This is a genomic window from Flavobacterium sp. KACC 22763 (genome assembly GCF_028736155.1).
GTDB lineage: Bacteria > Bacteroidota > Bacteroidia > Flavobacteriales > Flavobacteriaceae > Flavobacterium.
Genome location: NZ_CP117879.1, coordinates 4,593,434 through 4,605,395, shown reverse-complemented (window position 1 = coordinate 4,605,395; position 11,962 = coordinate 4,593,434). Strand labels below are relative to the sequence as shown.

The following is an 11,962-nucleotide window of genomic DNA, read 5'->3' as shown; positions in this document are numbered from 1 at the left end:
TATCAATTTATTTAAGTTTTTATTCTGATTTGAAGTAATCTAAACAGTTAACTTAATTGTTAACAGGAACAAAGTTTTCTCCTGATATCACTGGGATTTTATAGAAAACTCCTTCTGAAAAATGCATGGTTTGTTTTTCGGCATTAGGATCAGTATTTACTGCTGTAAATTTAAACGTCCCCGAAATAGTATTATCGACCGTATTATATTCTGTAACAACAATTTCTCCAGTTCCTTTGCCAGTTCCAGTGGTAAATTCTACTTCTTCTCCGTTATAAGTGTTTTTATAAATGGCTTTTATATCATCATTTACCCCCAAAACATAAGTTTTCTCAGCTGGTTCAGGAATCTGAAATTTGATTTGTTCGTCATTTAAAGAACCTTCAATAGTAAAAATTCCATTTGTTTCTATTCCTGATTTATATATTTTGGCTCTCCAAAACGCATTATCTTTTAAGGTCTGAAAAGCCTGATTGTTAGACCTTACATCTTCAGATGTACAAGATACAAGCAAAAGTAAAATTGATAGGAGATAAAAATATTTTCTCATATTTAAAATAAATTTGCTGCAAAAATACCTTATAAACAGCTAATCCTTAAAATTTAAAAAGTCAAAAAAATGCTAAAAAAACGACTCAAATATATTTAATGCTTTTTAAAACGCGTTTTTCATAAAAAAATTATATCTTTGCGCCCTTAATTAACAGAGGTCGAGTACCTCAAAATTTAATCACTAGATTATGTCAGTAAAAATTAGATTACAAAGACACGGTAAAAAAGGAAAACCTTTTTACTGGGTAGTAGCTGCAGATGCACGCTCAAAAAGAGATGGTAGATACTTAGAGAAAATCGGTACTTACAATCCAAACACTAACCCAGCAACTGTTGAGTTAAACCTTGACAGCGCAGTTAAATGGTTACACAATGGTGCTCAACCAACTGATACTGCTAGAGCTATCCTTTCTTACAAAGGTGCTTTATTGAAACACCACCTTGATGGAGGAGTTCGTAAAGGTGCTTTAACACAAGAGCAAGCAGACGCTAAATTAACTGCTTGGTTAGAAGCAAAAGCTGGTAAAGTTGATGCTAAAAAAGATGGTTTATCTAAAGCAAAAGCTGATGCTAAAGCTACTGCATTAAAAGCAGAAAAAGAAGTTAACGCTAAACGTGTTGCTGATGCTGCTGCTGCACAAGCTGAAGCTGCTGCCGCTGCACAAGCTGCTGAGGCGACTGAAGAAGTTGCTGAAGCTACTGAAGAAGCTCCTGCTGCTGAAGAGAATAACGAAACAACTGAAGCATAATTTTACTTAGCGATAATGCGTAAAGAAGATTGTTTTTATTTAGGTAAAATCGCTAAAAAATTTAGTTTCAAGGGTGAAGTCTTAGTCTATCTAGACACGGATGAACCTGAGTTATACGAAAATCTGGAATCAGTGTTTGTTGAAAGCAACAAACACTTGGTTCCTTTTTTTATTGAAACTAGCTCATTACACAAAAACGACTTTTTGAGAGTTCGTTTTGAAGATGTAAATACAGAAGAAGATGCAGATGCCTTAGTCGGCAGCCCTATTTATCTTCCTTTAACCATGTTGCCAAAACTTACTGGCAACAAATTCTACTTCCACGAAGTTATTGGTTTCGAAATTGAAGACAAACGTTTAGGTGTTTTCGGAAAAATAACTTCTATTAATGATTCAACTGCACAGCCTCTTTTTGAAGTTTTAAATGGCGAAGTTGAAATCTTAGTTCCAATGATTGATCAATTTCTTGTAAAAATCGATCGCGAGAACAAAAAAGTAATCATGGATCTTCCTGAAGGTCTTATTGAGATGTACTTGTAATTAAGAAATTCCTATTTTTTAAATTCCAAATTCCAAACTGAAATATTATTTCAATATTTTATTTTGAGAGAAAAAACTTATAATTGTATTGTTTTTTACTATTTTTAAATCCCAACAATTGGAATTTGGTATTTAAACATTGCCATTTTATTTATGAGTAAACCATATAATTTAGAAGAAAGAACTCTCCTCTTTGCAAAAGAATGCAGAATCTATATAAGGTCTTTACCGAAAACTATTTCAAATATTGAAAACGGAAAACAACTAGTCCGTTCATCTGGTTCTGTTGGCGCAAATTACATTGAAGCAAATGAAAAACTAGGAGATAAAGATTTTATATTCCGTCTCAAAATTGCTAGAAAAGAAGCTAAGGAATCTAAATTTTGGCTACAATTATTAAATGATTTAAATCCAGATCAAAACTCACTTTCAGAATCTTTATTATTCGAAATTGAAGAGTTGCGAAAAATTCTTTCTGCCATAATTACCAAAACTTCGAAACAATAAATTAATATTTAACCTTACTTTTGCAGCATTAACATATTAACGTTTCTATATTCAAATTGGAATTTGGATTTTTCGCATTGGAATTTCTTCCCAAGATTGGAATTTGGAATTTTTTAAAAATTGGAATTTTATATTTATGTTTAAGTTTAAGCAATTTTCTGTTAAACAAGACAAAACCGCTATGAAAGTTGGTACCGATGGTGTTTTATTGGGTTCTTGGACTCCAATTGACCACAATCCGTTTAGTGTATTGGATATTGGTGCTGGAACAGGAATTATTGCTTTGATGCTGGCACAGCGAACTCATGCAGAACAAATTGATGCGCTTGAAATTGATGAAGACGCTTACGAACAAGCTGTAGAAAATTTTGAAGCTTCTCCTTGGGGTGATCGCCTATTTTGTTTTCATGCTGGTCTGGATGAATTTATTGATGAACCAGAAGATGAATACGATTTAATTGTTTCGAATCCGCCTTTTTATGCTGAAGATTATAAAACAGAAAGCGAACAACGTGATTTAGCTCGTTTTCAAGATGCAATGCCTTTTGAAGAACTTGTCGAAGCTGCCGATTTATTACTTTCAGAAAACGGAATATTTGCTTTAATTATTCCTTTCAAAGAAGAAGAAAAATTTATTGCTCTAGCAAAAGAATCAGAACTTTATCCTTTAAAAATTACAAGAGTAAAAGGAACTCCAAAATCTGAAATTAAGCGAAGTTTATTGGCTTTTAGCCGAAATGAAGTTTCTAAAATTGAAATCGATGAACTTATTATCGAAATTGACAGACACGTTTATACTCCAGAATATATCGAGCTGACTAAAGATTTTTACTTGAAGATGTAAAAAAATCTTTGTCAAAGTTTAAACCTTTGACAAAGGCTCTATTTAGATTTTTCTATTTACCTTTTTTAGCATAAAGAACCGCTCTTTCCAAAACTTCATCTCTTCCTTGCTGAATTCCTAAAATAGTTGGTTTCACTTCAATATTAGGAACAATCCCTATTCGTTGGGTTTCTTTTTTGTTTGGATAAAAAACACCATAGCAAGTAAATGATGAACCAAATCCTTTAATGATTTGAAATCTATAATTTGCGCCATCAGCTCCGCCAGTCTGGCTTCCGATTACTACACAATTAGGAACTGTTTGTAAACTCATCACGGTAAACTCAGCATGACTTACAGCTTTTTCATTTGTTATAACAATTACTTTTCCTTTGTAATAATCTGGATTATTTTTTCCGCACTTCTGAATTCCTTCTCTCCAATAATAACGCCCAGGGTAATTTACATCTGGATCAAGAAATCTAGCAAATTCTTTCTCTTCAGGATTAAGCCAATCTGCAATTGGGTACATAACCTCGTGTGGTCGATTTCTATTGTCAAAGATTATTGCATTTGTATTGTTTAATGCCGAAATTAAGGCTGGAACATCCGCTGGATCAAGTTCATCAAAATTAACATAACCAATATTACCCTCTAAAATTTTCCATTTTTCTTTATCTGGAAATTGAATTTTTAGATCTTCGTACACATATCTATTAATAGACTTCACTGTAGTTTTTCCATCTCGAATAAACTCGATTTCAAACGAAGGTGTTTTTCCGTTAAAAATTGCCCAATATGCATTCTTTAAAACAGATGGTTCGTTAGATCCTTCTACATATTTTCGGTTTTCTTTCAAAATTTCTCCTATAGTCTTCCCTTCTACTTTTGTAATTATGTCTCCAATCTTAATATCACTAACTTTTGCCAGAGAATCATTCTTCAATGCAACAACAATTGCTTTTTCATCAATGATATTAACGTCCACGGGAATAAATTTATCACCAAAATAGTCAAACAATTGAGCCATACTTGTCGCAGCGTGAGTATCATTTAACTTTACAGAGATCTCACGCATAGCTAAATTAAAATCCTTTTCAGATTCTGGCGCATAATATCTAGGTAACATTTCATTTAATACTTTTTCCCAATTTTCATCCATTTGATATTTATATGGAAAGAAATATTCGATGTAATTCCAATATCTGAAAAGAGTTAAAAGACGTAATTTTTTATCAGTCCATTTAAAATCAGCATATTTTGTTTCGTTATTAAACTGAAGAGGTACATTTCCTGTATGAAGCTCGAAATTAACGTAGTATTGTTTACCTTGAATTCTGTTTTCTTCAATAAACTTTAATTTTTTAGAAAGAGATTTCGAAAACAAGTCATTTTTATTGAGCCAAGACAAGTCGAAGTTTTTATCAAAATATTCTTTTTTTACAGCAGACTTTATCGTCTCTTGTTTTTTGATTTCCCCTAAAGAATCAATCCAATTTTCAATTACCAAAGAGAGTGCTTCAGAAGTTTGAGCTTCCTCGATTTTTGGTAAAATTTGAAATAATTGTTCATCCCAATTTTTACTTCCATCAGTAACATTTGGATGATAATATTTTAAGAAGCCCCAAACTTTGCAAGTCGCTGCTAACTTTTGAGTTTCTGTGATTGGTTTTGAAAAAGAGAATTGAAATACTAGTAAAAATGCAATGAGTACTGTTTTTTTCATTAAAATTTGGGGTTTCGGTTAGTTAGTTAAATGGTTAAACTTGTTCAAAAATATTTTTAAACTGATATAGAATTCTTTCGATTAAACGCAGATCTTCGGTTATAATTTCTGCGCTTCCTTTCATTTCCTGCTGAAAGGTAATCTTTTTATCGTATGATGTTTTTAGTCCGTTTCGAAGAGCAACATCTATAAGAAGGTTTCCATCCTTATCAGGAACCAATGAAATATTTTTGATTTCGCCTTTCAAAACACCAAATTCTCGGTCGGGATAATTGGCTAAACGGATATTTACACGTTGCCCTACTTTGATTTTTCCTGAATTTAAAGCCGGCGCTTTCACTTTTCCTATAAAACTGTTTTTAGCGTCTGGAATTATCGAAAACACATTGTCTCCAACGTTTATAGTTTGATTTTCATTCCAAACCTGCAGAAAAGTCACTTTACCGCTAATAGAAGATTTTAACGCATAGGCTAATTCCCAGTCTCGTATCACTTTTTTCAGCTGATAAAAAGACTGTGAAACATTGCGCCCGAGGTTAACTTCTTCTCTAGTGCTATTTATCTGCGAATTCTGACTTGATTTTGTATTATCAATCAAAGAAGACCTTAATTGAGAAATTGACGACAGTAAGCTTCTATAATTCTTTTGAGCCTGAAGAAAACTCAGCTTTTTGGCTTCCATTTCTTGGGCAGAAATAATCCCTTTATTAAATAAAGTTTCAAAACGCGCCACTTCATTTCTCTGAAGCTCGAGTTCTCGCTCGTTGATTACTTTTTGCTGCTGCAGGATTTCTATTCTTTCGGTTATTTGGATTTTTTCAGACTGCTGTGCTCTGCTTTCTACTTGAAAAGGATGCAGATCCTTATTTAATTCCTGTGCCTGATAATCTTTCTGAAATGCTGCAAATGCACTTTCTATTTCTCCTAACTGTTTATTTTGTAATAATCCAAAAGGAAACTCTTTTTTTGAGCTGTTTATGTCGTAGCCATCAACTATTTTTTTTAGCAAAAAAACATCTTTATAATTGGCTGTATTTTCAATAATGGCAAGTATACTATTTTTACCAACCACCATTTTGTTTTTAACCAAAATAGCTTCAATACGTCCAGAAGACTTTGACACTATTTTCTCTGGAGGAATATTAGTAGTAATTACAATTTCCGTCTTTACAACATCTGGGTATTTGACAAACCAGGAAACAAAAAACAGCATAATTATTATGGCAAATATCAGAACGGTTCCCCATCGTATCATCCAATGCGGTACTTTGGTCAGGATATCCTGAACCTCTTCGCTTCTCAATTCAAATGTATCTTCGCTCATGATTAATTTCCTAACTGCAGCTGATTTCTAACCAGTTCAAAATAATTTCCTTTTTGTTCTACTAATGCCGAATGGCTTCCTATTTCGATAATTTTTCCTTTCTCTAAAACCACAATCTGGTCTGCATTCATAACCGTACTCAATCGATGGGCTATTACCACCACCGTTTTCTCTTTAAAAAAGAGATCAAGTTTTTTCATAATCTCCTTTTCATTATTTGCATCAAGAGCTGAAGTTGCTTCATCAAAAAATAGAATTTCAGGATTTTTGTAAACTGCCCGCGCAATTAATAACCGCTGTTTCTGACCAGTACTCATACCCAATCCTTCTGCCCCTATTTTGGTATTGAAACCTTGAGGAAGCTCGCTAATGTAGCTTTTAATATTGGCAACATCCGCTGCATACAATAATCTTTCTTTATCAATATGATCTACTCCAAAAGCAATATTATTAGCAATTGTATCACTAAAAATAAAACCTTCTTGCATTACGGCACCAATATTAGATCTCCAGGCATTTTGTGATATGTTTTTAAGCTGTGTATTGCCAATTAGGACTTCTCCTTTTTCAGGTTCGTAGAACTTCAGAAGCAATTTCATTAGGGTTGTTTTACCGCTTCCGCTGACCCCTACTATCGCTGTTACTTTATTAGATGGAATTAACAGGCTCAAATTATCTAAAACAGGAACATCTGCTCCTAAATAACGAAAAGTAAGATTTTTAATTTCGATATCTACATCTTGAGGCACATCGTTTGTCTGATTAATTTCTTGCTGTAATTCGTCTTCTTTCTGATGAATTTCGGACAATCTGGCAAGTGAAATCGTTGCGTCCTGTAATTCTCGCACAAACTCTATCAACTGAGTAATCGGGCCGTTTAAACTTCCTACTATGGCACTTATCGCAAGCATTGTCCCCAGTGTGATAGAACCATCTATCACCAGTTTAGCCGACAAGAAAATGATAAATATATTCTTTAACTCATTAATAATCGAAGAGCCAATTGTTTGTGTCTGCTCTAAAATCAGTCCTTTTATCGAAACTCTAAAAAGTCTTGCCTGAACATACTCCCAACCCCATCGTTTTTGTTTTTCGGCATTGTGGAGTTTAATTTCCTGCATTCCGTTTATCAGCTCCATTACTTTACTCTGCTCTTTTGAAACCTCCGCAAACCGTTTATAATCTAATGCTTTTCTTTTTTTCAAAAACAGCACGATCCAGCCAAAATAAAGAAGGCTTCCTCCAAAGAAAACGAGAAATATTTTCAGATTGAAATAGGCCAAAACAGCTCCCATCACAAACATATTAATTACAGAAAAGAATACATTAAGCGATGATGTAGTAAGTATTTTTTCGATACGCCGATGATCATTTATACGCTGCATAATATCACCTGTCATTCTCACATCAAAAAAGGAAATTGGCAGACTCATTAATTTGATAAAGAAATCGGAAATAAGAGAAATATTGATTCTCGTTGACAAATGCAATAAAATCCAGCTTCTGATAAGTTCTAATCCAGTTCTTCCTGCGAAAACAAAAAGCATCGCAAAGAGAATCAGATAAATAAAATGGATATTCTGATTCTGAATTCCGACATCGACAATACTCTGGGTTAAAAATGGAAAAATCAGGTTAAGCAAACTGCTTGCTAAAAGTCCTATTGCAAGCTGAATAAGGAATGATTTGTATTGAAATAAATACTTGAAAAGGAATCTGAATCCTAATCCTGAATTTTCTTCTTTGTCAAAATCAGATTGAAAAAATTTAGGTGTAGCTTCAATCAGCAATGCAATTCCTTCTTTCGTTTTATCGTCGGCATTATTACCAATCCAAAACTTAACAAATTCTTCTTTACTGTAGTCCAAAAGACCAAAAGCGGGATCTGAGATGTAATATCTTCCTTTTTTAATTTTATAAAGAACTACATAATGATTATCATTCCAGTGCAGGATACAAGGTAATGGAGCTTCTTCAATTCTTTTTACAGACAATTTTACGCCTAAGGTCCTAAATCCAATTTTCTCGGCCGCACCACTCAAAAAAAGCAAATTACTTCCTTCACGAGTTGTTTCGCTAAAATCTCTCAACTCCTGAATATTGATTGTTTTACCGTAATATTTAGCAATAATTTTTAAACATGTTGGGCCACAATCTTTTTGATCAGCTTGTCTATAATGAATGAATCGTTTCAATTGTTTTTGATTTATTAAAGACCAAATTAAGAAAAAAAATTCTTGTTAATCCATAAAAAAAACAGAGAAGACCTAAATCTTCTCTGTTTCAGTATTTAAAAACAAATTTTTAGCAACACAATTTCTTTAGGACATGGCCGCGGTTACCCTAACCAAATAAAAACAACCTATCGGCCAACTCCTAAGAATCTCAGTACCAATCATCAATACTGAGAATTTGCTCAATGTTCCACGATCGAGCGCCTATACATTCAAAAAAAACATGACTAAATTCTAAATAAGGCTATATCGTATTACTTTTAAAAAAGTTAAAAATCAACAACAAAGACGACTTGTATCACAAATACCCGATGATGTATTTAGCGGACAAGTTTCGCCTGGCGGTATTAAAAAGCATCCTGCTTCTAAAGCATAAACCCAGCATTCTGGAATTCCTCCTTTTATGGTTTTCTGCTCATTTTTATTAATGCACTGAGCACCTTCTAGGTTTAAGATCTTCTTTAACATAATTAATACCTTTTTTATATAACAACAGTGTTTTATCTATTGCTAATTAATATTAAAAATTAGCAAGCAGAGTATTTCTCAACTGCAGTATCATGACAATTAAGTTCTTGTAGATACTCGTTTCCTAGAATATTTTTCTGCTCTTTTTTTGTCAGCTTTCTTGTTTCTTTGCTTTTTAAAATCTTTTCTAACATAACTGGCTATTTACGTTTTTTGGTTTAAGCCTCAAATCTGTAATAACTTTTGATACTTATTTTTCTCTAGCAGCCTCCGAAATAGCTATTTGGTATACAGTTCCAGTATGTTGGCACGGTTCCAAATTCTGTACATCTTTTGGCCTTAAATCCATCTTCACAAATTGGAGCATGATCTCCATTTATTGTTTTCAGTTCATTAGCAGTCAATTCTACTGCACCTTTCAATTTCAAAATATTCTTTAACATAACTGCAGGTTTTTAATCGGGGTTATTTTCTTCTATTTTAGCAGTCGAAGCTTCTGCATTTCTAAGCTATCTTTTCCAGAACTTGAACTTCCTCTACATAATCATTCAAGAAATATTTTAACTCGTTCAATTCGTATTCATTTGGAAATAGCCTTTCGTTTACAATTTTAATAGGTGTGTAATTAAAATTGTTCATAGAGCACCAATCATATTGTTTCTGAATTTCCTGATTTATCATCATGCTTACAGAATCAACATTCCATTTTTTAAGCCATTTTTTATGAGTCATTCTCTTAATATACCAATCAGAAATTGCTTCAACTGTTTTTCCAGGTGACGTCCTGTTAATAGTCAAAAGTCTTTCTACAACTGCCTTGTAAGGATTGTCGTTGTTTTCAGGATTAATATTAAAAAGAACATTCAAATATATTTTGTCTGGAAACTTCAATACTAAATCAAAAGCTTCTTGAAAAGTTCTATAGCAATGCCCACAGCTAGGACTAAGAATTACAGAAAGTCTAACTCCTGCATTTTTATTGCCAAATGTCAATCCTCTTAAATCTTCAAATCCTTTTGTATATTTTACTTTTTTAGATAAGAAATTTAATAAAGAGTAATTTCTTTTAAACTTCTTAAGCTCTTTTAGAGAGTTTTCGTTATCAAGCATTTTTCTTATCATTACTTTAACTGCTGCCCAAATTGGTATTAAAAGCAATAAAGAGAACACATAAGGGAATATTTCATTAAAACTGAAACTCAATGTGAAAAAATCAGACGAAAACCAAACAATGCTTTGTGCCAATATTAAAAATGATATTGCAAGACACATGATACACCATTTTTGAATCTCAAACTTTTGAATCCAGATTGAACAAACTATTATTGGAATTGCCAAGAGACTTAAGAATCCAACAAAAACTGCTGAACTTAAAGGATTAACCAATATTGCTACAATACTTGAACTAAAGAAGAGCAATGGCAAATCTGAGAAACTCAGCCATCTATTTGCAATATCATCATTGAAGCTTATTACAGAATGACAAGAAGAATTAGAACTCAAATTACAGAATTTTGAAATTACAGTGTTTTTAACTCCCCATCTTTCTTGAACAATAAATATGCTTACAATTAGCCCTAAAACTGATGTTACCAAAAACGAAGCGCTAAACCAATCAAAACGATTATAGTAGAAAGACAATCCCCCTACAAGCACAAGAGGCAGAAAATATTTTAGCCAGTTGTATTCTATTTTTAAATTATCTCTTGCTACGACATTGTTTGGCTCAATGGCAACAATTACTCCATTCCAATCTAAGAGAAATTTATCATAGGATAACTTTTGTACTCCTTTTTTTGTAGTTGTAATTCTAACACCGCTTTTAATCTTTTCAACTAGCGTCAATTCATCTTTAAAATACGCCAAAAAATTTGAAGGCAACTCTTCAATCTGTTCTTTCGAAACTCTTACTGCTGCATTCTCTACAGAAAGCAAATCAAACGAGTCTGTAATGGCAAACAAACTCGGATAATTTGGATGAGACAAAAACAGGTCCTTAAACTCATTTTTGATATCTGAGTATCGATTGATTTGCAGAAATTTTTGGACCAGTTTTAACATCGTTTTTTAATGTTTTAAAATCATAATTACACTGCAAAGATTGGGGTTTTTATTGATAAAAATCACATAAACACATACATTTTATTAATTATACCACATACAATTTATAAATTATACCAAGTATAGTAAAGTTCGCAATACCCTGACACACTTAAGATTACATGTTTATTCTTTCAACAAAAAGCTCAAAAAGCCCATTTTCGATTAACGGTTTTGCTTTTTATCTAGTTTTGGATAGGTAATAATCTAAACATTGAAAAACATGAAAATAAGGACAAGAAAATGACATGATTTCGAAGAAAGAAAATCATAAGAAGAGGTCGAAAAAATGACTTCAAATCGTCAAAAAAAAACCTCAAATCAGAAGCAAAAAAACTTCCTCTAAAAGCAAAAAGCAAACCATAATTTGGTCAGTATCCCTCACAAATAAATTCGTTTTTTTCACTGCTTTTGATCAATAACAACTCAAAAAAAACTATTCGCACAGTTCCTTTTTAACGCTCATTTTTTGATGCGTTTGATAATACTTTAAAAAAAGTATACAACACTTAACACTTTAAAAATATAAACTAAAAATTCAAAAACATGAAAAATAAAATATTCACATTGACAGATTTCGAAATAGAAAAAATTGATCCAAAAACACAAAGACTTATTAAAGGAGGAGGTAATGACGCCACTGATCCGGCTACACCAAGCGATCCTTTGAAAACTAATGGTGGAGGAAACGGTTAACTAACATCTTAAACAGTAAAATACAAATAAATCAATCCCAAAAAGAATACATGAAAACTAAAACATTAACATTCAAAGATTTCGAATTAGAAAAAATAGACATAAAAACTCAAAGAGTTATTCGAGGAGGTGAGGAAACTATTGATCCGCCCATTATAAGCTATCCCATAAAAACTAATGGCGGAGGAAACGGCTGATTCTCATTTGCAAATACACAAGGTAAAAAACAACTAAAAAAAATTA

At 32.5% G+C, this 11,962-nt stretch carries 13 protein-coding genes; 6 read left to right on the top strand and 7 right to left on the bottom strand.

Annotated features, from left to right (window positions below; all coding sequences use genetic code 11):
- Nucleotides 1–52: 52 nt before the first annotated feature.
- A complete protein-coding gene (locus PQ463_RS19380) occupies nt 53–550 on the bottom strand; it encodes a DUF6252 domain-containing protein (protein ID WP_274255080.1) in 498 nt (165 codons plus the stop codon).
- A gap of 190 nt (nt 551–740) precedes the next feature.
- Here PQ463_RS19380 and PQ463_RS19375 point away from each other — a divergent pair, with 190 nt between their 5' ends.
- From PQ463_RS19375 to PQ463_RS19360, 4 genes are all read left to right on the top strand, one after another.
- Nucleotides 741–1,301 carry a 30S ribosomal protein S16 gene (locus tag PQ463_RS19375; protein WP_274255079.1) on the top strand — a complete coding sequence of 187 codons (561 nt, stop codon included), beginning with the start codon at nt 741–743 and terminating at the stop codon, nt 1,299–1,301.
- A gap of 15 nt (nt 1,302–1,316) precedes the next feature.
- Nucleotides 1,317–1,841, top strand: a complete 525-nt coding sequence (gene rimM / locus PQ463_RS19370; RefSeq protein WP_008466225.1) for a ribosome maturation factor RimM — start codon at nt 1,317–1,319, stop codon at nt 1,839–1,841.
- Between the two features lie 153 nt (nt 1,842–1,994).
- A complete protein-coding gene (locus PQ463_RS19365; RefSeq protein ID WP_274255077.1) occupies nt 1,995–2,348 on the top strand; it encodes a four helix bundle protein in 354 nt (117 codons plus the stop codon).
- Between the two features lie 136 nt (nt 2,349–2,484).
- Nucleotides 2,485–3,192 carry a tRNA1(Val) (adenine(37)-N6)-methyltransferase gene (locus PQ463_RS19360; RefSeq protein WP_274255076.1) on the top strand — a complete coding sequence of 236 codons (708 nt, stop codon included), beginning with the start codon at nt 2,485–2,487 and terminating at the stop codon, nt 3,190–3,192.
- Nucleotides 3,193–3,244: 52 nt separating this feature from the next.
- On the opposite strand, the gene PQ463_RS19355 is transcribed toward PQ463_RS19360, so the two are convergent.
- The 6 genes from PQ463_RS19355 to PQ463_RS19330 all read right to left on the bottom strand — a co-directional run bounded on the left by PQ463_RS19355 (nt 3,245) and on the right by PQ463_RS19330 (nt 10,984).
- Nucleotides 3,245–4,897, bottom strand: a complete 1,653-nt coding sequence (locus PQ463_RS19355) for a S41 family peptidase (RefSeq protein WP_274255074.1) — start codon at nt 4,895–4,897, stop codon at nt 3,245–3,247.
- A gap of 34 nt (nt 4,898–4,931) precedes the next feature.
- Nucleotides 4,932–6,221 (bottom strand): HlyD family secretion protein, encoded by a 1,290-nt coding sequence (locus PQ463_RS19350; RefSeq protein WP_274255073.1) that lies wholly within the window; start codon nt 6,219–6,221, stop codon nt 4,932–4,934.
- A 2-nt stretch (nt 6,222–6,223) separates the two neighbouring features.
- Nucleotides 6,224–8,416 carry a peptidase domain-containing ABC transporter gene (locus PQ463_RS19345; protein ID WP_274255072.1) on the bottom strand — a complete coding sequence of 731 codons (2,193 nt, stop codon included), beginning with the start codon at nt 8,414–8,416 and terminating at the stop codon, nt 6,224–6,226.
- Between the two features lie 315 nt (nt 8,417–8,731).
- Nucleotides 8,732–8,923, bottom strand: coding sequence for a hypothetical protein (locus PQ463_RS19340; protein ID WP_274255071.1), 192 nt, complete (start codon nt 8,921–8,923; stop codon nt 8,732–8,734).
- A 260-nt stretch (nt 8,924–9,183) separates the two neighbouring features.
- Nucleotides 9,184–9,366: a hypothetical protein gene (locus PQ463_RS19335; RefSeq protein WP_111425937.1), complete on the bottom strand. Its 183-nt coding sequence runs from the start codon at nt 9,364–9,366 to the stop codon at nt 9,184–9,186.
- Nucleotides 9,367–9,427: 61 nt separating this feature from the next.
- On the bottom strand, nt 9,428–10,984 hold the full coding sequence (locus PQ463_RS19330; protein ID WP_274255069.1) for a vitamin K epoxide reductase family protein: 1,557 nt from the start codon (nt 10,982–10,984) through the stop codon (nt 9,428–9,430).
- Nucleotides 10,985–11,569: 585 nt separating this feature from the next.
- Here PQ463_RS19330 and PQ463_RS19325 point away from each other — a divergent pair.
- Together PQ463_RS19325 and PQ463_RS19320 are read left to right on the top strand one after the other, a co-directional pair.
- Nucleotides 11,570–11,719, top strand: coding sequence for a hypothetical protein (locus tag PQ463_RS19325; protein WP_274255068.1), 150 nt, complete (start codon nt 11,570–11,572; stop codon nt 11,717–11,719).
- 50 nt (nt 11,720–11,769) lie between these two features.
- Nucleotides 11,770–11,916, top strand: coding sequence for a hypothetical protein (locus tag PQ463_RS19320; protein ID WP_157957733.1), 147 nt, complete (start codon nt 11,770–11,772; stop codon nt 11,914–11,916).
- Nucleotides 11,917–11,962: the final 46 nt, after the last annotated feature.

What these genes read in the sequence shown, in the direction of transcription:
- PQ463_RS19380 (WP_274255080.1), bottom strand. Translation starts at nt 550, where the DNA reads ATGAGAAAATATTTTTATCTCCTATCAATTTTACTTTTGCTTGTATCT.
- PQ463_RS19375 (WP_274255079.1), top strand. Translation starts at nt 741, where the DNA reads ATGTCAGTAAAAATTAGATTACAAAGACACGGTAAAAAAGGAAAACCT.
- rimM (WP_008466225.1), top strand. Translation starts at nt 1,317, where the DNA reads ATGCGTAAAGAAGATTGTTTTTATTTAGGTAAAATCGCTAAAAAATTT.
- PQ463_RS19365 (WP_274255077.1), top strand. Translation starts at nt 1,995, where the DNA reads ATGAGTAAACCATATAATTTAGAAGAAAGAACTCTCCTCTTTGCAAAA.
- PQ463_RS19360 (WP_274255076.1), top strand. Translation starts at nt 2,485, where the DNA reads ATGTTTAAGTTTAAGCAATTTTCTGTTAAACAAGACAAAACCGCTATG.
- PQ463_RS19355 (WP_274255074.1), bottom strand. Translation starts at nt 4,897, where the DNA reads ATGAAAAAAACAGTACTCATTGCATTTTTACTAGTATTTCAATTCTCT.
- PQ463_RS19350 (WP_274255073.1), bottom strand. Translation starts at nt 6,221, where the DNA reads ATGAGCGAAGATACATTTGAATTGAGAAGCGAAGAGGTTCAGGATATC.
- PQ463_RS19340 (WP_274255071.1), bottom strand. Translation starts at nt 8,923, where the DNA reads ATGTTAAAGAAGATCTTAAACCTAGAAGGTGCTCAGTGCATTAATAAA.
- PQ463_RS19335 (WP_111425937.1), bottom strand. Translation starts at nt 9,366, where the DNA reads ATGTTAAAGAATATTTTGAAATTGAAAGGTGCAGTAGAATTGACTGCT.
- PQ463_RS19330 (WP_274255069.1), bottom strand. Translation starts at nt 10,984, where the DNA reads ATGTTAAAACTGGTCCAAAAATTTCTGCAAATCAATCGATACTCAGAT.
- PQ463_RS19325 (WP_274255068.1), top strand. Translation starts at nt 11,570, where the DNA reads ATGAAAAATAAAATATTCACATTGACAGATTTCGAAATAGAAAAAATT.
- PQ463_RS19320 (WP_157957733.1), top strand. Translation starts at nt 11,770, where the DNA reads ATGAAAACTAAAACATTAACATTCAAAGATTTCGAATTAGAAAAAATA.